Origin of the sequence: Aquimarina longa SW024, assembly GCF_001401755.1 — a bacterium.
In the GTDB taxonomy this organism is placed as follows: Bacteria; Bacteroidota; Bacteroidia; order Flavobacteriales; family Flavobacteriaceae; genus Aquimarina; species Aquimarina longa.
Map to the genome: position 1 here is coordinate 18,158 of NZ_KQ474108.1, position 20,141 is coordinate 38,298.

General features: G+C 32.0%; 16 protein-coding genes. 6 read left to right on the plus strand and 10 right to left on the minus strand.

Features of this window, described 5'->3' with window-relative positions; translation table 11 throughout:
* Positions 1-728: 728 nt before the first annotated feature.
* From N456_RS22610 to N456_RS22655, 10 genes are all read right to left on the minus strand, one after another.
* Positions 729-1,436 carry a TIGR04283 family arsenosugar biosynthesis glycosyltransferase gene (locus N456_RS22610; protein WP_062062579.1) on the minus strand — a complete coding sequence of 236 codons (708 nt, stop codon included), beginning with the start codon at positions 1,434-1,436 and terminating at the stop codon, positions 729-731.
* A gap of 30 nt (positions 1,437-1,466) precedes the next feature.
* Entirely contained in the window at positions 1,467-2,183 is a 717-nt protein-coding gene (locus N456_RS22615; RefSeq protein ID WP_082422632.1) for a DUF547 domain-containing protein, read from the minus strand.
* A 344-nt stretch (positions 2,184-2,527) separates the two neighbouring features.
* Positions 2,528-3,385, minus strand: coding sequence for a DUF547 domain-containing protein (locus N456_RS22620; protein WP_148639418.1), 858 nt, complete (start codon positions 3,383-3,385; stop codon positions 2,528-2,530).
* Positions 3,386-3,973: 588 nt separating this feature from the next.
* Positions 3,974-4,942 carry an arsenosugar biosynthesis arsenite methyltransferase ArsM gene (gene arsM / locus N456_RS22625; protein WP_062062581.1) on the minus strand — a complete coding sequence of 323 codons (969 nt, stop codon included), beginning with the start codon at positions 4,940-4,942 and terminating at the stop codon, positions 3,974-3,976.
* A 102-nt stretch (positions 4,943-5,044) separates the two neighbouring features.
* The gene (locus tag N456_RS22630; RefSeq protein ID WP_062062584.1) at positions 5,045-5,857 is read right to left on the minus strand and encodes a purine-nucleoside phosphorylase; all 813 of its coding nucleotides are present in this window, start codon (positions 5,855-5,857) and stop codon (positions 5,045-5,047) included.
* A 10-nt stretch (positions 5,858-5,867) separates the two neighbouring features.
* Positions 5,868-6,482 carry a TIGR04282 family arsenosugar biosynthesis glycosyltransferase gene (locus N456_RS22635; protein WP_062062586.1) on the minus strand — a complete coding sequence of 205 codons (615 nt, stop codon included), beginning with the start codon at positions 6,480-6,482 and terminating at the stop codon, positions 5,868-5,870.
* Positions 6,476-6,964 (minus strand): rhodanese-like domain-containing protein, encoded by a 489-nt coding sequence (locus N456_RS22640; RefSeq protein WP_062062589.1) that lies wholly within the window; start codon positions 6,962-6,964, stop codon positions 6,476-6,478. Before N456_RS22640 ends, N456_RS22635 begins: the two co-directional genes overlap by 7 nt.
* Complete coding sequence (gene arsS / locus N456_RS22645; RefSeq protein ID WP_062062592.1) at positions 6,964-8,031, minus strand: arsenosugar biosynthesis radical SAM (seleno)protein ArsS; 1,068 nt, start codon at positions 8,029-8,031, stop codon at positions 6,964-6,966. The genes N456_RS22640 and arsS overlap by 1 nt, the downstream gene beginning before the upstream one ends.
* A gap of 107 nt (positions 8,032-8,138) precedes the next feature.
* Positions 8,139-8,474 (minus strand): arsenosugar biosynthesis-associated peroxidase-like protein, encoded by a 336-nt coding sequence (locus N456_RS22650; RefSeq protein WP_062062642.1) that lies wholly within the window; start codon positions 8,472-8,474, stop codon positions 8,139-8,141.
* A 1,208-nt stretch (positions 8,475-9,682) separates the two neighbouring features.
* Positions 9,683-10,270, minus strand: a complete 588-nt coding sequence (locus tag N456_RS22655) for an RNA polymerase sigma factor (protein ID WP_062062595.1) — start codon at positions 10,268-10,270, stop codon at positions 9,683-9,685.
* 144 nt (positions 10,271-10,414) lie between these two features.
* Between N456_RS22655 and N456_RS22660 the strand changes: the two genes are divergently transcribed.
* The 6 genes from N456_RS22660 to N456_RS22685 all read left to right on the plus strand — a co-directional run bounded on the left by N456_RS22660 (position 10,415) and on the right by N456_RS22685 (position 20,117).
* A complete protein-coding gene (locus N456_RS22660; protein ID WP_062062598.1) occupies positions 10,415-11,578 on the plus strand; it encodes a FecR family protein in 1,164 nt (387 codons plus the stop codon).
* A gap of 136 nt (positions 11,579-11,714) precedes the next feature.
* The gene (locus tag N456_RS22665; protein ID WP_082422633.1) at positions 11,715-15,188 is read left to right on the plus strand and encodes a TonB-dependent receptor; all 3,474 of its coding nucleotides are present in this window, start codon (positions 11,715-11,717) and stop codon (positions 15,186-15,188) included.
* Between the two features lie 14 nt (positions 15,189-15,202).
* On the plus strand, positions 15,203-16,606 hold the full coding sequence (locus N456_RS22670; RefSeq protein WP_062062603.1) for a RagB/SusD family nutrient uptake outer membrane protein: 1,404 nt from the start codon (positions 15,203-15,205) through the stop codon (positions 16,604-16,606).
* A gap of 170 nt (positions 16,607-16,776) precedes the next feature.
* Positions 16,777-17,724, plus strand: coding sequence for a glycerophosphodiester phosphodiesterase family protein (locus tag N456_RS22675; RefSeq protein ID WP_082422634.1), 948 nt, complete (start codon positions 16,777-16,779; stop codon positions 17,722-17,724).
* A gap of 107 nt (positions 17,725-17,831) precedes the next feature.
* Entirely contained in the window at positions 17,832-18,767 is a 936-nt protein-coding gene (locus N456_RS22680; RefSeq protein ID WP_062062606.1) for a glycerophosphodiester phosphodiesterase family protein, read from the plus strand.
* A gap of 42 nt (positions 18,768-18,809) precedes the next feature.
* On the plus strand, positions 18,810-20,117 hold the full coding sequence (locus tag N456_RS22685; RefSeq protein WP_062062609.1) for an MFS transporter: 1,308 nt from the start codon (positions 18,810-18,812) through the stop codon (positions 20,115-20,117).
* Positions 20,118-20,141 lie beyond the last annotated feature (24 nt).

Consider the following 20,141-nt stretch of genomic DNA (forward strand, 5'->3'; position numbering starts at 1 on the left):
GTTTGATTTACAGGTAAAAATAACGATATGGTTTTAAATAAGAAGCTTTAGAAATGAATATTTTTTTTGTGATTTATTTTGTTTTTATGCGTAATTTGGGGGTTATTCCCCTCTTTTAGTCTTTAAAAAGTTCTTAAAAAAAACAGATTCAACAGAAACTCTAATAACAAATCACATAATCAATTGATTAAAAGGTATTTAAATCCGTGGTTTAACCTTACTTGTTTTAATGTTTAACCACATAAAAAAGATGAAGAAGACCATGAAAATTTAATTTTTAACACACTACTCAAAATTATAAATAAACTTTATTAGTAAAAGTTTCTATGCACTATGAAGAGACATCAAATCTATGCTCTTTAGAATTAGCCATTTTGATAATCATTTCTTGTATCATTTGCTCTCTTGTTGTTTTTGGTTGTTTAGCCATAAGAGGGTTATTTTGTCTATTGGTAGGGATTTTTTTTCACCAGATAAGTATTGATAAAAGTGACGAACGATGGTTTGTGATTTGATGTATATTTATAGGCGCAAAAATAGAGTTCATAATAGTAGAAAATTGATTAATTATTTAACCTATGTTTAACCCATAAAAACGAGTTAAAACATAAATGTTTAATTATCAGTACTTTACCCTATTAAAGTTAATTATCCTCACAGGTCTTTAAGACCTGTGAGGTTTAATGTGAGTCCTAATTTAAATTAGGACTCTTAAGAATCGAGATACATCAAATAATTTTTTTCTTATAATATTGATGTAAGTCTTCTGATGAAGCACCTAGCCATCTTCTTATATGGATATTTAAAAAATAGTATTGTAATCGCCACACACCAATTTCTTTATAACGCCTAGCAGAGGTAACTACATGTTTAGGGATTACTATAAATTGTTGTATTGCATAAAGGCGATCTACAAACTCATTATCTTCATACACAATATAGGACTCATCATAGCCATTAATTTGTTTGAAGAGAGTGGTGGTTATAAATTGACTTTGATCTCCTCCTCTGCATATTTTATTATTAAATTTTGTCATCCACCCGAGGAAGCGTAACCACCAATGATTAGAATCGAATTTCATTCTAAAACATCCAGCCAAATTACCGTTATTAACTTTTTCTATAATATAACGATCATACTTTTTAGGAGGTAGAGAGTCTGCATGTAGGAAATATAAAATAGTACCCTTTGCCATAGCAGCGCCAGCATTTAATTGTTTAGCCCTACCTTTTTTTGATGGTATAAGTTGTATAGCAACAGAGTACTTTTTTGCGATAGTAGTAACAATTTGTTGAGATCCGTCAATACTCCCTCCATCTACAACAATAATTTCTTCTAGGTTTTCTATAGAATCAGAAATCATTAGTAAATTAGAAATAAGTTTACTAATGATTTCTGATTCATTAAGAATAGGAATGATAATAGATATTTTCAATTTAAAGAAAAATTCAATTAAGTCGTAAATTTACTCATTTAAACTCCAATCATATTCTTTGTACCCTTTTTTTGATTGCTTTCTTATTTTTACGTTTGCATATCGATTGATAAAATCTTTAACATCACCTCCATTAACTTTGAAATCTTTTTTATACCAAGTAAATATCTTAGAAACATTAACTTCTTTGTCTGTGATTGTATTTCGTGTAGGGTCGTTGATAAACTTCTTGGTTTGATCATCTAATGCAGTATTTAAATTACTTGCTGTATATGCTCTGTTCCAGACTACAGGGCAAGAAAAAGATGCACAATTGATTGCAAAATGGATTCTTGGATCTCCAAATTTTCTAAGGATTTTATGCTCTAGTTCTCCTAAGCTATACCATTCTCCATCTATTTTAAAGAATTTTTTACCCCATGGGTCTTCTAAGTCTTTAATACTCTTAAGAGGATAGCTATCAATGATAAGTTTAATAGTATAAGCATTATAAGCATTAATCCAATATGCTAATTTTTCTTCTCTAGTCCAGTTTTCTTTAGGAGAGTTGTCAGAAAGTTCTGTAAAATATTTATAAAGTTGAGAGCTATCTCTCATAAAACCATTATAGTTTACTTTACCATCCTCAGACACATTTAATAAAAGTGCCTGATCCCATGTGTTGTGATCAAAAGTATTTTGTGCTTGCACTTGTGTTTTATTTAAAAATAGTGCCGATAATATGAATATAAATTGTATAGTTTTCATTGCTGTTATAATTCTCTAAATAGGTTATTTTTTTATTAAATATGTTGGATAGTTTGAGCGCTTCTTTTATAAATTGATTATCCTAATTGTTTAGGTTTTTAGTAGAGAATTAAGGAATAAACTTACATTTAGTTTCTTTTTTTAGTCATTATATAAGGCATGAAAAAAAAACAAAAACCAATTCTTATTTAGTTTTTTAGGATTTAATTTTTTTATTAAATAGCTTATTTTTAATTATTTACGAGTATTTTGGGGATTCGAAATTTATAATTCTAAAGAGGTTGAATTCTTTTTTTTTAGATTAAAATTAACTTTTGAAGAAATGTAAAACGTACTATTTTTATTTACTCATTTAAGCGCCAATCATATTTTTTAAAACTCTTTTTAGCAGTTTCATCAATAGTAATTTTAGAATATTGATTTAAGAAACTAATTAGAGAACCTTTAGTTTTAAAATCTTTGGCAAACCAGGTAAAAAGTTTAGAAAGCTGAATAGTATTTTTAGTAATCAGATTTTGTCTAGGATCGTTGATAAAATCACTGGTTAATTTTTCTAATTCTTGATTTACATTATGAGAAGTAAATGCTTTATTTAGCAATTTTGGACAAGATAAAGAAGCACAATTAATCCCAAAATGAATTCTTGGATCTTTCATTTTTCTTAAAATTCTATGCTCTATATCATTAAGAGTATACCATTTTTTTTCTAATTTTATAAATCGAAAATCCCAAGGATCTTTAATTTCTTTGATGCTTTTTATTGGATAATTATCGATGATTAATTTAATAGTAAATGCATTATATGCGTTCATCCAATATGCTAGTTGATCAGACTTAGGCCAGTCTTCTTTAGGAGTATTTTTAGTTAATGAAATAAGGTACGTTTTTAGAATCTTGAAATCTTTTTTTAAACCGTTATAATTTACAGTTCCTTGATCAGACACGTGTTTTTGTAGTAGATTATCCCATGATTGATGATTGAAGAATTCTACATTGGTTTTTGGTTTTTTCTTAGGGGTAAGAGTTTCTTTTTTATGTATTAAAACGGTCTTAGGATTCGGTTTTTTTGACTCTATTTTAATAATAGTATCCAAAACCTTTTCTTTTGTAGTACTGGGAATAGTAGTGTCTTGTAGTACTGTTTTGTTTCCAATGCAAGCAAAAAATAACCCGATCAATATAATAAAATACATTTTTTTCATAGTTTATTGATGTAATATATTTTTTAATAAAAAGGTACTTATTTTTAGAATGACTCTTTTCTTGAATAATGCGATTCTAACATTTTTCTTGTCTTCATATCAAATTCTGGGGTTTATACAAAATTCCAGAATATACGATTACTTATATACTGATCATTTATTGACTTTATAGGGGAGTCATCAATAATCATTTTCATAGCTTTAGCATTATTACATTAAGTCAATATGCTATTCTCTCTTAATTTGATTTTAAAATCATAAAGAAGAACATTTATGTCATAAATATATGGAAAAACCCTATAAAACACCTTTTTCTAGCTGTATGGTTGTTTTACGGGCGTGAGAGTTTAGTATAATGTTAAGAAATAGAAGCTAACTTTAATCCATTCTAAGTTTTAATTGATTGCTAAAGCAATAATGGTTTAACCCTTTTTAACTTCTTTTGTCATTCGATGCAAGTCATAATTTATTAGATTAGTTAGTAGGTTAAGAATTACTTTTTATAGTCCTTATTCGAAAAACATTTCTATATAAAAAAAGTTGAAAACACGTGTTTTCAACTTTTTTAGTATGAGTATTTATCATTATTTAGCAGCATCCACCACCATCATAGTGATAAGTAGATTCGCTAATAAATATGTCATTTCTATTGAGATCAGCTAATGCTCCTGCGGTTTTGTCACAGATAGCTATAGGTTGATTTTTAAGTAAAACATGCCCTTTTTTATCATCAAAATAATCTTCATCGCCATAATAGATTGCAGCTTTTCCTGTAAATACACAAGGACCATCTTTTGGCATAGGGTCTTTAATGGCTGCAACCTCTATAGATTCTATGTAGATCAATTCATCTGTTTCATAGTGCTTTGGATCCAAAATCCTATAAGGCTTACGTGCTCTAATTTCTATAGTACCAAAACCAACATCAGTTAATGCTTTTATATATGCTGCAATTGGTAGACTTCCGCTTAAGCATAATGCTCTTAGGCGATCATCATTACGGAGTTTATCATTCATAGGTTGTTCACAAGTTGGATCACTCATTACTAATCTACCATGTGGTTTTAGTACCCGATACATTTCTTCGATTGCTTTTCGTAAATCATCTGCTTTAAAGATATTAAACAAGCAATTTTGTGCAGCAACATCAATACTGTTGTCTTCTACAGGGAGGTTCAGAGCATCACCGTATCTGAGATCAACAAACTCACTTTTAAACCAGTCATTTTGCGCCTCTGCTTCTTTAAAATTCTTACGAGAAGCCTCTAGCATTTCATTTACAACATCGACACCTATCACACCACCTTTTTGACGAGAAAAATAAGAGAATTGTAGTAATTCCATTCCTCCTCCAACACCAACATATAAGGTTTTTGGAGAATTAGTCAAGTCACGTGCATTTACGGTACTACCACAACCATAATTCATTTCTTGCATGATTTTTGGGATTTTGAGCCCTGGGAGCTCCCAAATTGGATTAGTAGTACAGCATAGACCTATATCTGGAGTTATTGCTGCTTCTTTATACACATCGTGAGTGGTGTTTAAGTAGCTCATATATTAATTTTTTATCTTTCCGATTAAGAAGGAAGTATAAGTTATTTTGGGTTATAATTAATGTTGTCGAAAAGTGAATATAAAACTTTCACTAACTAATACTTATAATGATTTTATTAATTCTTTAAATAAGAGGATCATATCCGGTTCTGCTTTTCCTGCCATTGCGATAATTTCGTCAATATTGATTGGTTTTAGATGATCAGGGTCGCACTCATCAGTAAGTACGGATACTGCAACTACTGGTAGATTAAGGTGATTTGCTACAATCACTTCTGGTACAGTACTCATCCCTACGGCATCAGCTCCAATAATTTTGAGGTAGCGATATTCTGCTCTAGTTTCTAGTTGAGGCCCTACTACAGAGGCATATACCCCTTTATGAAGATTAATTGAATTTTTCTTAGCAATAGCCTCTAGCTTAGTGTTAATATTAGAATCATAAGGTTGGCTCATGTCAGTAAAACGATTACCCAATTTTTCTACGCCTTTAAAAGCTAGAGGAGAGTCTCCTTGCAGATTGATATGGTCATCAATTAGCATTAGTTCTCCTTTTTTAAATTCTAAATTTACAGCTCCAGATGCGTTAGAGACTAATAATGTTTTGATGCCTAATTGATGCATGATACGTACAGGATATGTCACATCCTGAAGAGAATATCCTTCATAGACATGAAAACGTCCTTGCATGATAATAACATTTTTACCCTCTAATTTACCGTAGATAAGCTTTCCTTTATGAAACTCTACAGTAGCTGTCGGAAAATTAGGAATATGATTATAGCTTACTTCTTTAATGATTTCTATTTCATTAATCAATTGTCCTAATCCTGTTCCTAGTATTATTCCTATTTCAGGTTTTTCAATCCCTTTTTTTCTAAGGAATTCGGTAGTTTCTTCAATGTACTTGATCATTTTATTTATATTAACTTAGAAATTTTTTTAAAACAGCAATGTCTTTGATGTCATCATAGTAATCAATATCATTACGTTCTTCTAGTAATTTGATCTGCTTTTTTTCAATATTTTTTAAGGTATCCTTAAGGACTGTATTGGTTCCCCAGATTTTGTTTTTAAAAACTTGTGAATTTAATGATTTCATTCCAAATAAGTAGTACCCTCCATCTTCTGCTGGTCCAATAACATAATCATAAGATTCTAAATGATCAAATGCATTTTCTATATCTTTTTGATTCAAATCATACATATCACTTCCAATAATAATGATATTCTCATATCCTTGTTCGAATCCTTTTGCAAAAGCATACTCCATACGTTGTCCTAAATCCTCTCCAATTTGTTGTTTCTTGTTATAGATTTGGGGATTCCATATATCTTGCTCTCTTATTTTTATAGAGTAATGTACTTCTTTATCGACATTTAGTCTTTTTGTAATACTAGCAGTATGTTGTAATAAAAAAGTATAAATATCTAAAGCTGCCTGATCCCCAATTGTAGCAGCTAATCGTGTTTTACATTTCCCTAATTCGGGATTTCGGGTAAAGATTAAAAGTAGTTTTTTTCCTTTCAAATTCAATATTTTTTTTCTCCTTTAAGAAGCCATTTACTCCATTCTTTAGAATAAGTATGAATTTCTTCTGTTAGTTCGTTTTTAGAATTTATAACAGGATATCCATTATTTTTCCATTCAAAAATACCTCCATATAAATTCTGAATATTGGTATACCCCTCTTTTTTAAGTTGTTCTGCAACATCTTCTGATCGAATCCCTAGACTGCAATAGACCACGATATGAGAGTTTTTTGCAATTTTTTGTTCCACAATAGCCGCTACTGCAAAAGAATCATATCCTACATGGACAGCATTCTCTAGATGACTGATGAGATATTCATTTTTTTCTCGTGCATCAAATATCAATACAGTATCTTTAATTTTTTCTAAACCTGTTGCAGAGATATAGGGTATACTTTCGTTATTATACTGGTTAAGTAATTTTTTTAATGAATTTTGGGCATTAATACTACCTGAAACAAGTATTATAAAAAGTATAACAATTCTCATTATGCTACAGTTCCTTGACAACTACTTCCTGCTCCTGCGGTGCATCCATAACAGTGTTGTGAAATAACAATATTTCTATCCTGGAGCAATTCTTCATTATATTCACTTATATGTTTTACTTTACTAGCGACTTTTAAACCCAGCATCTGATTAAAATCACAATCATATAACCATCCATCCCAACTAATAGAGATTGTATTGGTACACATTACATTTGCTACAGCAGAAGGGTTGTAAGCTTCAACTAAGGCATACATATAATCTTCATAATTTTCTGAAGCAATTAAATAATCTAAAAACCTGCTAATAGGTAGATTCGTTATAACAAAAAGGTTGTGAAACTGAATCCCAAAATCTTCTAATAATGCTTTTTTAAAGTCTTTTTCCATAGCGACCTGATCTCCTGGTAAAAATGCTCCTGAGGGGTTGTATACTAGATCTAATCTTAACTCACTATCTGGCATGCCATACCCTCTGTCATTCAGTTCTTGTAGTGCTTTTATAGACTTATCAAAAACGCCATTTCCTCGTTGTTTATCTGTTTTTCCTCTTGTCCAATGAGGCATTGAAGAAACCACATGTACATTATGCTTTTTAAAAAAATCAGGAAGATCATAATATTTTTTGTTAGCTCTAATTATGGTAAGATTACTACGTACAATAAAATCTTTGATTCCTGCTTTACTAGCTTCCTCTACAAACCATCTAAAATTAGGGTTCATCTCTGGTGCTCCCCCTGTAAGATCAAGTGTATGTGCACCGGTTTTTTTAATAACCTCTAAACATTGTTCCATAATTTCTCTGGTCATAATCTCTTTACGATCAGGACCTGCATCTACATGGCAATGTTCACAAACCTGATTACACATATACCCTACATTAATTTGTAAGATTTCAAGTTTATTAGGGCGTAAAGGAGAATGACCGATTTCTGCAATCTTATCAGCAAATTTAGGGAGCTCACCACTAGCAAAAATTCCATTGCTTAGAATTTCCAATTGTCTGTTTGCATTTGCTAACTGATCATTTCGTTTATGTAAAGATTGTTTTTTTTTAACTTCTGACATCTTCTATTCGTCAATTATATATTTTTAAGGTGTAGGAATTTGTATAAATACCTGTCTATTTCTATCTATATACCCAATTTATATTAGAATACATATTTTATATATGATTACATTGAGAGCTTTTCATACGTATTCATCATCTGTACTCCATGTACTAACGTAGCACCACTTTCTATAGCAGCACCTACATGTACAGCCTCCATCATTTCTTCTTTTGTAATGCCTTTTTGTAATCCATCTTTGGTGTAGGCATCAATGCAATATGGGCATTTAACTACATGAGAAACGGCCAATGCTATTAACGATTTTTCTCGTGCGCTTAATGCGCTTTCTTCAAAAACTTTACCATAGTAATCAAAGAATTTAGTTCCTAATTCTTCACTCCATTCAGTGATTTTTCCAAATTTTCTTAAGTCAGCAGGATCATAATATGTTTTTGACATATGTTTTTTTTTTAGAGTTAAAGACATATAGTGTTATGTCGTGTGTACTATAGGTGTACTTACAATAAAGTTACTTTATTTCTTGCTGAAATATAGTATAATTTTAGAATTATACTAAATAAATTGATACTACTAGTATAGTATAATGAGATGAGAAACAAAATAATTGATTCCATGCGGTAAAAAAAACAAGAAGTGTACTCGAGTTAGTAACTTTAGTTTCTATATCTGAGCTAACAGGTACACATAGCTTTTGATAAAACTATATATAGTGAACAGTCTCATCAAGCACGAGTATAAAAGGTTTATTTTATAATTGGTTTTCGGTACATTATCAGTTTTAATGAACTCTGGCTGGATTGGAGATAGGTGCAGCTCTCTTGATTATAAAAACCTTAAAAGTAGTTGAAGTATGCTAATATTTTTTTTTTATGACACCGAAGTACCGAATCAGAAAGTTTGTCAGGAGTGCCACAGATCGCTTTCACTTCGACTACGCTCAGTGACCGCTGGGTTTCGATTACGTGTTCTCTTAGCCTAGTCCAAAGGGCTCAGTGACCGCTAGGTTTCGTTTTTATTTACACTATCCTCTATCCGAGGGCTGAGCGGAGCCGAAGCCCGACTTCCAACCTTCTCACTTTTACATTTTACATTTTTTCGGTTTTACATTTTATATTCTAAACCCTTCTCACTTTTACATTCATCACTCAGTATTCAATATTCAACATTCGATATTCTTTTAAATTTCTTTCTTAATAGAGTCCGAAGTCAGATGATCGCTTTCACTTCGACTACCCTTAGTGACCGCTACACTATATCCTGTTTACATGATTCTACTCTACGGTGGGCCGAGCGGAGCCGAAGCCCTGCATTATGAAAACTATAACTATTACATTGATTCGTTGCACCCTGCAGGAGATCATTATAACTATTATATCGATCTGCTGCACCCCTGCGAGAGATCATTATAACTATTGCATCGATCTGTTGCACCCCTGCGAGAGATAGCTAAGGTCTTGTTTTTCAGTTATTTAAGTGAATTTCTGTTTTTCTTGTTTTTTGCCCCTTAATGAGACGCTATTATGTGTTTTTTATTTGAGTATTTTTAAATCAGAACTGGTATAAAAAAGTAATTTGGTTTTTTTATAGAAATCGAAATGTAGAAGTGATTTTAAAAAACATCTCAAAAGATAAATACCCGATATGGCCTAAACCTTTTGTCTAAAAAAGAGAAACAATATTTGTGATATTTTTTCTTTAAGCTCTTTTCGTATGGTCGAAAATGCTTTTGTTATATGCGCTTCTACAGATTTAACAGAAATACTCAGGTATTCTGCAATTTCAATATTAGTAAGCCCTTCTTTTCTACTTAGTAAAAAAACCTGTTTGCATTTTACAGGTAACTTCTCTATCTCTTTATTAATCAATGTTATTTTTTTTACCAAAACGCTTTCATCTGTATTTTCAATGACTTCTTGCAGCGTTTCGGCATAGGTTTTCTCTAAAATAGAAACAGATTGTTTTTTATGATATTGATTTATAAACTCGTTATATGCTGTTTTATACAAAAAACTTTGTATTGAGAAATCGGTTTTGAGTTTTTCTCTAAACACCCATGTTTTAATAAAAACATTTTGCACTATATCCTGAGCCATATCCTTGTCATTCGTTAGACTCAACGCATATACATATATTTTTTTATGATACGTGTTTACCAAAAAAACATAGGCATCCTCATTACCTTTAATAAGGTTACTTACTAATATAGTATTATCCGAAAAAGAAGTAATTTTCATAGAAGTATACTATTACATATATACTAATTCTAATTGAATGTAAAAATGATAAAAAAAAAATAAGTTTTTGAAAAAAAAGAAAAAAAAACCTAGGGTTTTTATAAATGGCTTTGTAACACTACTATAAAAAGATTAAAAGATTATATGATTTCATCAAAAATCGAAAATAGTATTATTAAATACATATCCAGATCAGCAACATCAGAAGATCTTGATATACTAACAGAATGGATAAAAACACCATCCAACAAACAGATATTTAAGGATTATGTAAAAGCACATTATATGATCACATATAGTATAAATGATCCTAATCCCGATACAATAATAGCACAATTACATAAAGAAATTAAAAAACAAAAAAGAACTTCATATACTAGTAAACTAAAATCCTTTTACAAATACGCAGCTATACTTATCCTATTTTTTGGATTGGGATATTTCTACCAAAAGATTTTTGTTAAAACCAAACCTGATCATATACTAGTTACCAAAGTAAAAGACATAACACTGCAATTAGGCGATGGTACCATAACCACCATCTCAGATATTGGAGAAGGTAAAATCACAGACGCTACAGGAAATGTTTTGGGAGAACAAAATGGTTCAAAATTAATATATATCGATAAAGCATTATCCCAGGAATTGTCGTATCACACTATAAAAGTTCCTTACGGAAAACGGTTTAGCATTATACTATCTGATCAAACTCAGGTGTTTCTAAATTCGGGAAGCTCTATCAAGTATCCTGTACCATTTATTAAAGGTAAAAACAGAGAAGTATTCCTGAATGGTGAAGCATTTTTTGATGTAGCAGAAGATAAAACACACCCTTTTATTGTAAATGCTAATGAGCTTGATATAAAAGTATTGGGCACAAAATTTAATGTAACAAACTACCCTGAAGATGACCAGACAGAGGTAGTGTTGGTTGAAGGTTCTGTACATCTAAATATAGAGGGAAATTACTCAGAAACAAAAAAAGGGATGGTTTTAAAACCAGGCTATAAAGGAACTTTTGACAAAACCGAAAAAACAATTTCTGATACTAAAGTAAATACTGAGATTTATACCTCCTGGAAAACAGGAAACATCATTTTTAGAAATGCTCCATTCGAGAATATTATAAAAAAACTAGAACGCCATTATAATGTTACTATTATCAATAATAATAATAAACTAGATCATGAAACTTTTAATGCAAACATAGGAATTGATGAAGAAAGCATAGAAGATGTGCTATACTACTTTAATAAAGTATATCAAATACATTATAAGATCGAAAATAATAAAATTATAATTAACTAATAATATAAGGTGCCTATGGGATAAATGGAATACTAAAAGCTAACATTATTATAAAAAAATCGGAAAATGGTGACGCATTTTCCGATTATACAAAGTGATTAAAAAACAAGATAACCACTGATTAACATTTAAAAGTATGAAAAAAATAGTAATCTCCGAGTATATTTCACTACGGAAACTAAAATTTGACTTAAGAATGAAACTATCTTTATTCTTTTTCTTTTTGGTCATGCTCACCATGCATGCAAATTCTACCTATTCTCAGAAAACTAAAGTTTCTCTGAATATGGATAATGTAAAGGTTTCAGAAGTGATTGATGAAATAGAAACAACTACAGAGTTTAAATTCCTTTTTAATACCAAAGCAGTAGATTTAAATCGTAGAATTTCTCTAAAAATAAAAAAAGAGCATATCGATAAAGTACTAAAAAGAATGTTTTTAAATACGAAAACTTCTTTTGAAATCAAAGATCGCAAAATTTTACTACGGTCAAAACTACCCAAAACAAAAAGCCCCCTAAAACAATCTGCCAGTATTGATCCTGTGCAACAACAAGTAACTGGTAAAATAGTAGATGAAGAAGGAAGGCCTCTATTTGGGGCTTCTATAGTAATTGAAGGCTCTTCTGTAGGAACCACAACCGATTTTGATGGGTATTATACGCTTACTATTACAGACGACAACGCTATACTGGTGATATCCTACCTTGGCTTTATTACTAAAAAAATACCTGTTAACAGACAAACAGTTATTGATGTGCAATTAATAGAAGATGCCTCAGTTTTAGAAGATGTAGTTGTAGTAGGATATGGCTCTCAATCAAAAGCCAGAGTAACTGGATCAATTACTTCACTTAAGGCAGAAGAGATTCAAAATGTACCCGTAGGAGGATTTGATGAAACACTAGCTGGTCAATCTTCTGGAGTTCAAATTACCGAAGGGTCTGGAGCTCCAGGCAGAAACTCTCAGATAAATATAAGAGGTGTTGGATCCTTAACAGCAGGAACCAATCCATTAATAGTAGTAGATGGTTTCCCATTAACAGAAGGGAGCTCATTAAACTCTATAAACCCCAATGATATTGCATCTATTGATATTTTAAAAGATGCTGCTTCTGCGGCTATATATGGATCCAGAGGAGCAAGTGGTGTTATTATAGTGTCTACAAAAAAAGGAAAGTTAGGTGACGGTGTAAAAATAAATCTGGATATCTATACTGGGTTTCAAAGACCAGGCCTAAAAGTTGATGTTTTAGGTGCTTACGATTATGCACAACTCGTTAAAGAAGCAAGAGACAGGTCATATGTTAATTTAAATCCTGGAGTAAACCGTGCCGAAGATGATAACAGTATCAGAGCTTCTAGGTATCCATCAAACAGAAGAATTCTAATTCCAGAATACCTAACTCCTTATTTAAATGGTGAACAGGGATTAACAGATACAAACTGGTTAGATGAAATTTTTAGAACCGCCCCTATAAGCAGCTATAACTTATCTGTAAGCGGAGGTAGTGAAAAAACTAAATATTTTGTTTCTGGAAGCTATTTTGATCAGGAAGGGATCATTTTGGGATCAGACTATAAAAGAATGTCTGCAAGATTTAATATTGAATCCAAATTAAGTGATAAAGTCAAATTTGGTATTAACCTCTCTCCCACCTATGCTACTACCAATAAAATTGTAGAAGGCTGGACAGATAGCCCCTTACAACAAGCTATAATTTCTTATCCATTTTTTTCTCCATATAATGCAGATGGAAGTTATAATATAAGTGGACAAATCAGAGCGAATACACCATCTGATGCTTCGCTGGCAGAAAACCCAGTTGCTATCGTAAAAGAAACTACCAATAGAGATAACGAGTTTAGAGTATACGGAAATTCTTTTCTTGAACTAGAAGTACTCTCTAATTTAAAATTTAAAACCCTATTGGGTGGAGATTACACCAGTTTTACCAATACTTTTTTCAGACCTTCTTTTATAGGACGATATAGAGATGAAGCTCCATCAGTAACCAGAGGTAGTGAAGAATCATTGGTAAATAAAAACTGGTTGATTGAAACTACTTTAAACTATGATAAATCATTTAATAATCATAACCTAAAACTATTGGCAGGATATTCTTTTCAGAAAGAAAAAACATCATTAACAACAACAGTAGGAAGTGATTTTCCTAATGATCTTATTACCAATGTAGGAGGAGCCAATACCACAGCAACCACCAAAGAAATTAATGAGTGGGCACTAGTATCATATTTTGGAAGATTGCAGTATAATTATATGGATAAGTATTTGCTTTCTGCATCCTTAAGAAGAGATGGTTCATCTAGATTTGGTAAAGAATCAAAGTATGGTGTCTTTCCTGCTGCATCTGTTGGTTGGGTAGTAAGTAGAGAAGATTTTTTTCCTCAAAGTGATTTTGCCATTAGTAACTTAAAGTTACGTTTTAGCTGGGGAGAAACAGGAAACAATCAAATAGGAAACTATGGGGCAATCCCCCTATTTCGTGAAACAAACACTATCCTGGGGAATGAATTAGTTGGCGGCTTATCAACATCGACTTCTCCCAATCCTAATCTATCCTGGGAAACTACTACCACTACAAATTTTGGTTTAAATATGGGGTTCTTTGATAATGTATTAAATCTTACAGCAGATTATTATATTGCAGATACCGAAGACCTACTACTAGAAGTACCTGTACCCTCTCAATCCGGATTTTCCAGTTCGATTCAGAACATAGGAAAAGTCCGAAATAAAGGTATAGAACTAGAGTTAAATACGGCTGATATCAATTTAGGGCCTGTAAAATGGCAAATCGGAGTTAATTATACAAAATCTGACAACGAAGTTATTGAAATAGCTCCCGGAAGAACAGAAATTGTATCAGGTGGAGACGGAGGAAGTCATATCACACAAGTAGGATCTCCTATTGGTTCTTTTTATGGCTATAATGTAGTCGGTATTTATAAAGATCAGGCAGCTATAGATGCAAGACCTAGTTTTAATGGATCAAGAGTAGGAGATTTTATTATCGAAGATACCAATGGAGATGGAGAGGTTAATAATGATGACAAACATATTATTGGAGATAATATCCCTGATTTCTCATACGGAATACGTACTAAGTTTACCTATAACAACTTTGATTTAAGTCTTTTATTTAATGGTGTAGAAGGAGTTAATGTATATGACCGTAGTTTGTTTTTGACATTACTTAGTAATGAATCTTTTTCTAATGCATCGCAAGAAGCATTTGATAATAGATTTCATCCTATCAATAACCCCAATGGGTCGTTTCCGCAACCAGATGCAAATCTATCAAATAATAGAAAAGCAGGTAGAACCTCAACCTTTTTCCTAGAAGATGCCTCTTACTTTAGAATCAGAAATATAACACTTGGGTACTCATTTTCTGAAAGAATATTAGAACACATAGGATTTTCTAAGTTTAGAGTATATGTAACAGCAAAAAACCCTGTAATATGGACAAAATTCAGAGGATTTAATCCAGAGCAAACAAGTGGTAATCCATTAACACCTGGGTATACCTTAGGAAACTATCCTTCAGAAAAATCAATGGTTTTTGGAGTTAATATGTCATTCTAAAAAAATAAAAAATCATGAAATATAAATATATAATACCAATCATTATATCCTTTTTCTTTTTCTCATGTGAAAAAGAATTAGATATTACTCCAGAAACAGAAGTAGGGAGTGATAATTTTTTTGAATCCTTTTCTGATATAGAGCAAATAGTATCAGGAGCATATAACGGTTTACAATCAGATGGTTTATATGGTTTTAATATTCCTTTTTTGGGAGAATTACGATCAGACAATTCGTATGAAGAAGCTTTAAGTAATAATGATGGAACTTATGGACAAATCGATGTTTTTGATTTAAGCCCTATAAACCCTGTTTTGGATACAACATGGAAAGACGCATATATCTGTATCCAACAATGTAATATTGTTTTAAATAGAATTGAAACGATACCAGAGGCAGATCAAGACCTAAAAAACTCAAGAACAGGAGAAGTATTATTTATCAGAGCTTTAACATACTTTAATCTGGTTCGTTTATTTGGTGATGTTCCTTTGGTAACTATAGAAACTACAGATACCAATGTGTTTTTTGGACAAGGAAGAACCGCTGCTTCTGAAGTATATAACCAAATCATCAAAGATCTAACAGAGGCTATTTCCAAATTACCAGCAACCCAATCTCAGGCAGGTAGAGTAACCAATGGAGCAGCAAGTGCTTTACTAGGAAAAGTGTATTTAACGCTAAGAAATTATCCAGAAGCAATTGCTAACCTAAACAATGTATCTGGATATTCTTTACTACCTAATTATGCCGATATTTTTGATATTGAAAACGAAAATAATGCAGAATCTATTTTTGAAGTTCAATTTAAAAGAGGTGTAAATAATGCCGAAGAAGGTAGCCCATATGCTACTTTATTTAGAGTTTCTGGAACGGTACCAGAGGCACGTGGCAACAATCATCCTACTCAAGATTTATACAATGCTTTTGAAGCTGGAGATGTACGAAGAGATGCTTCTATAGCAGAAGAGCAAGGAGTGAGATATACACTTAAGTATATAGATCCAGGAATGACCGTTCCCAGAGATGGAGAGAACAATCTTATCGTAATTAGATATGCAGATGTTGTATTAATGCTGGCAGAAGCACTAAATGAGCAAGAATATCAACCTAATGGACAAGCTTTTGATTTACTTAACCAAATTAGAAATCGAGCAGGACTTGCCAGCTTAGATCAAACAGATTTACCTGATAAAGAAAGTTTTAGAATACATATAGCAAACGAAAGAAGAGTAGAATTAAACCTAGAGAACCATAGATGGTTTGATTTAGTAAGAACAGGAAAAGCTGTTGAGACTATGAATGCTCATAATTCTGAATCTGGTAATTTTACTATTGATAGTAATAAATTGCTATATCCAATTCCGCAAAGCCAAATTAACACAGATAATTCCATTACTCAAAACACTGGTTATTAAACCATATTTATTAACTATTCATATTATTTGAATTAGTAGTTTTTTTTTGAATTGAAGGAGAATCTTTAAACAGATTCTCTTTCTTTTCTACCAAAAATGTAAACTGAAGGTAGTTAGACATGCGCTAAATCATTTTGCTTTCTATACTAGTTCTTAAAAACAACTTTAGAATGAAAAAAAATATTTTCAAAGCAATTATAGTAATCCTAATTAGTGCTTGTAGTACTAATACTTCAAATACTCCAGATAAAAACGCACCCGTATCTGCCGAAAATCTAGTGAAAATTTCTTCTATCGAAGAAAAAATAGCCAATCTCAAAGATTCAAAAAATAAAGAGATTATCGTGGTTGCTCATCGTGGAGATTGGAGAAATGCACCTGAGAACTCTTTGAAAGCTATAGCAAACTGTATCAAAATGGGAGTGGATATGGTAGAAATAGATATTAGAGAAACTAAAGACGGACATCTGGTAGTTATGCATGATGAAACCATAGATAGAACAACTACAGGAAAGGGGTTTGTTAAAGATTGGACTTTGGATAGTTTAAAGACATTGCAACTAATAGATGGGTTAAGAATTCCTACTGCACATAAAATACCAACACTAGAAGAAGCTTTGCTAGTTGCAAAAGATAAAATTTTGATCAATCTGGATAAAAGCTACTCTATTTTTGATAAATGCTACGAGGTAATAAAAAAAACAGGAACACTGAACCAAGTAGTGATCAAAGGTGTTAAAAAACGAGAAGAAGTCGAAGGTGAATTTGGAGAATACTTAGACAAAGTTTTCTTTATGCCAATCATCCCCTTACCTAACCCACAAAGTCAGGAAATTGTAGATGATTATTTAAAGCATCACGTACCTGTCGCTTTTGAATTTGTAGTCCCGCAAGACACCTTAAAAATCATAACTTATTTTGATGACATTCGTGCCAAAGGGTCTAGCGTATGGGTAAATTCTCTCTGGTCTCATCATAATGGGGGGCATGATGATGAAAAAGCAGTAGAAGATATTGACACCTATAAATGGTATGTAGATCATAACGTTGATATTATTCAGACAGACAGACCTGCATTATTACTAGAATATTTAAGAAGTGTCGGACTGCATAAATAGAGTGGTCATACTCGTATAAGCCTATAATAGCTACACCTCAAATCCAAATTGATACAGAAAAACTACAAAATTTAATCCTAGATATTAATCCTTTAAAAGCAATTTTAATGAAAAAAATACTGATATACTGTCTTAATCTTTTTGTATTTGCCGGGTATTTTGCAGATGCTACCGCACAAGAAAAAATTAATAGTATCCCTTCTAAAACTACAACAATACTAAAACAGTTAAAAAACCCAGGAAAAAATCATGTTCTGGTAGTTTCTCATAGAGGAGACTGGAGGTATGCACCAGAAAATAGCCTAAAAGCGATTGAAAGATGTATAGACCTAGGGGTAGATATTGTAGAAATCGACGTGAGACTTACCAAAGACAAGTATTTAGTACTAATGCATGATGCCACTGTAGATCGTACTACAGATGGAAGCGGAAAAGTAAGTGATTTTACTTTGGCAGAAATAAAAAAACTACGTCTCAAAAATGCCTGTGGGATAAGAGGCTCATCACAGCAGGTTCCTACTTTAGAAGAAGTAATGTTCTTAACCAAAGATAAGATCATGGTTAATCTGGATAAAGTAGAAGGAGCAACAGTACAAGAAGCATATAATGTGCTAAAAAAAACCAAAACCGTTGATCAAGCTATTTTTAAAGGTCGAAAAACCGCAAAATTTATGATAGACAAATATGGTAGCCTAATGGATTCTATTATTTATATGCCTATTGTTTTGTATGACCTTAAGAATCCTTCAAAATTTATTTCAGATTATAAAAAAACCCTTGCCCCTATTGCATATGAGATGCTTTTTGATTCAGAAACTTCTCAAAACCTAAAAGAAATCAAAAAATTGAATGAAGAACATACTACAGTACTCAATATTGCATTATGGGATGAACTTTGCGCAGGATATACTGATGAAAAAATGTTGCTTCAGGGCCCTGATGCTTCATGGGGGTGGTTAATTAATAATGGAGCAAATGCAATAATGACAGATCGGCCCGAAGCCTTATTAAAATATGTAAGACAGAAAAAATTGCATGATTAATAGTAGCAATAGTGCTTTTTAATATTTTAATCCCTAAATAATATGCTAGTTAATTTTTTTCGAAAATCAAATGCTATAGATATAAAGGGTTCTATAGAGACTCAAAAAAAGTATTATAAGAATTTAAAATGGCAAGTGTTTATATCTGCTACGCTCGGTTATGGTTTATACTACGTATGCCGTTTGAGTCTTAATGTGGTTAAGAAACCAATAGTCGATGCAGGTTTATTAACAGAATCACAATTAGGAATCATAGGGTCCGCACTATTTTTTTCATATGCTGTAGGCAAATTAATCAATGGCTTTTTGGCAGACCATAGCAATATACAACGCTTTATGTCTATAGGGCTCTTAATTTCGGCTTTGGCAAACCTTATAATGGGGTTTACAAGTAGTTTTTTCTTTTTTGCTATTTGTTGGGGAGTAAATGGTTGGGTGCAATCTATGGGGGCTCCATCTAGTATAGTATCATTATCAAGATGGTATACTGATAAAGAACGTGGTAGTTTTTATGGATTTTGGAGTACAAGTCATAATATCGGCGAGGCGTTAACATATGTTTTAACCGCAGTGGTGGCTTCTTATTTTGGATGGCAATGGGGTTTTAGAGCTGCAGCTATAGCTGGGCTATTAGGTTGTCTTATCATCGCATTATTTTTTCATGACACTCCCGAAAGTAAAGGGTTACATCCTATAAATAAAGATTTTAGAAAGAAAAAAACATCTACATGGAGTGAACAAAAAAGTGTCTTAAAAAACCCATATATATGGGTATTAGCCTTGTCAAGTGCATGTATGTATATCTCTCGCTATGCAGTAAATAGCTGGGGGCCTTATTATTTTGAAACGGCAAAAGGGTATTCGCTGACTCAAGCAAATACATTAGTCGCTATTAGTGCCATATGTGGTATTATCGGGACTGCTACTTCTGGATATGTATCAGATACATTTTTTAAAGGACGAAGAAACATGCCAGCATTAATTTTTGGTATAATGAATGTTTTTGCTCTTGCGCTCTTTTTACTAGGTCCTAAAAATGTTTGGTGGCTGGATGCTATTAGTATGGTAATTTTTGGCTTGGCTATAGGAGCTCTTATATGCTATCTCGGAGGGTTAATGGCCGTAGACATCGCTCCCAAACAAGCATCTGGCGCTGCACTCGGTATTATTGGAGTAATGAGTTATGCCGCAGCAGGAATTCAAGATATAGCAAGTGGTTATTTAATAGAACGTAATAAATCAATTGTAGATGGAGAAACCATCTATAATTTTGAAACAATCACCATATTTTGGATAGGCGCAGCCATACTATCTGTCATTTTAGCACTATTTACATGGAAAAAAACGTAACTATTTCTTCTTAAAATAAAAAAC

Excerpts from the sequence above, each read along its gene's own strand:
- N456_RS22680 (WP_062062606.1), top strand. The coding sequence starts at position 17,832 with ATGAAAAAAATACTGATATACTGTCTTAATCTTTTTGTATTTGCCGGG.
- N456_RS22670 (WP_062062603.1), top strand. The coding sequence starts at position 15,203 with ATGAAATATAAATATATAATACCAATCATTATATCCTTTTTCTTTTTC.
- arsS (WP_062062592.1), bottom strand. The coding sequence starts at position 8,031 with ATGTCAGAAGTTAAAAAAAAACAATCTTTACATAAACGAAATGATCAG.
- N456_RS22675 (WP_082422634.1), top strand. The coding sequence starts at position 16,777 with ATGAAAAAAAATATTTTCAAAGCAATTATAGTAATCCTAATTAGTGCT.
- N456_RS22660 (WP_062062598.1), top strand. The coding sequence starts at position 10,415 with ATGATTTCATCAAAAATCGAAAATAGTATTATTAAATACATATCCAGA.
- N456_RS22640 (WP_062062589.1), bottom strand. The coding sequence starts at position 6,964 with ATGAGAATTGTTATACTTTTTATAATACTTGTTTCAGGTAGTATTAAT.
- arsM (WP_062062581.1), bottom strand. The coding sequence starts at position 4,942 with ATGAGCTACTTAAACACCACTCACGATGTGTATAAAGAAGCAGCAATA.
- N456_RS22665 (WP_082422633.1), top strand. The coding sequence starts at position 11,715 with ATGAAAAAAATAGTAATCTCCGAGTATATTTCACTACGGAAACTAAAA.
- N456_RS22630 (WP_062062584.1), bottom strand. The coding sequence starts at position 5,857 with ATGATCAAGTACATTGAAGAAACTACCGAATTCCTTAGAAAAAAAGGG.
- N456_RS22650 (WP_062062642.1), bottom strand. The coding sequence starts at position 8,474 with ATGTCAAAAACATATTATGATCCTGCTGACTTAAGAAAATTTGGAAAA.
- N456_RS22685 (WP_062062609.1), top strand. The coding sequence starts at position 18,810 with ATGCTAGTTAATTTTTTTCGAAAATCAAATGCTATAGATATAAAGGGT.
- N456_RS22615 (WP_082422632.1), bottom strand. The coding sequence starts at position 2,183 with ATGAAAACTATACAATTTATATTCATATTATCGGCACTATTTTTAAAT.
- N456_RS22620 (WP_148639418.1), bottom strand. The coding sequence starts at position 3,385 with ATGAAAAAAATGTATTTTATTATATTGATCGGGTTATTTTTTGCTTGC.
- N456_RS22655 (WP_062062595.1), bottom strand. The coding sequence starts at position 10,270 with ATGAAAATTACTTCTTTTTCGGATAATACTATATTAGTAAGTAACCTT.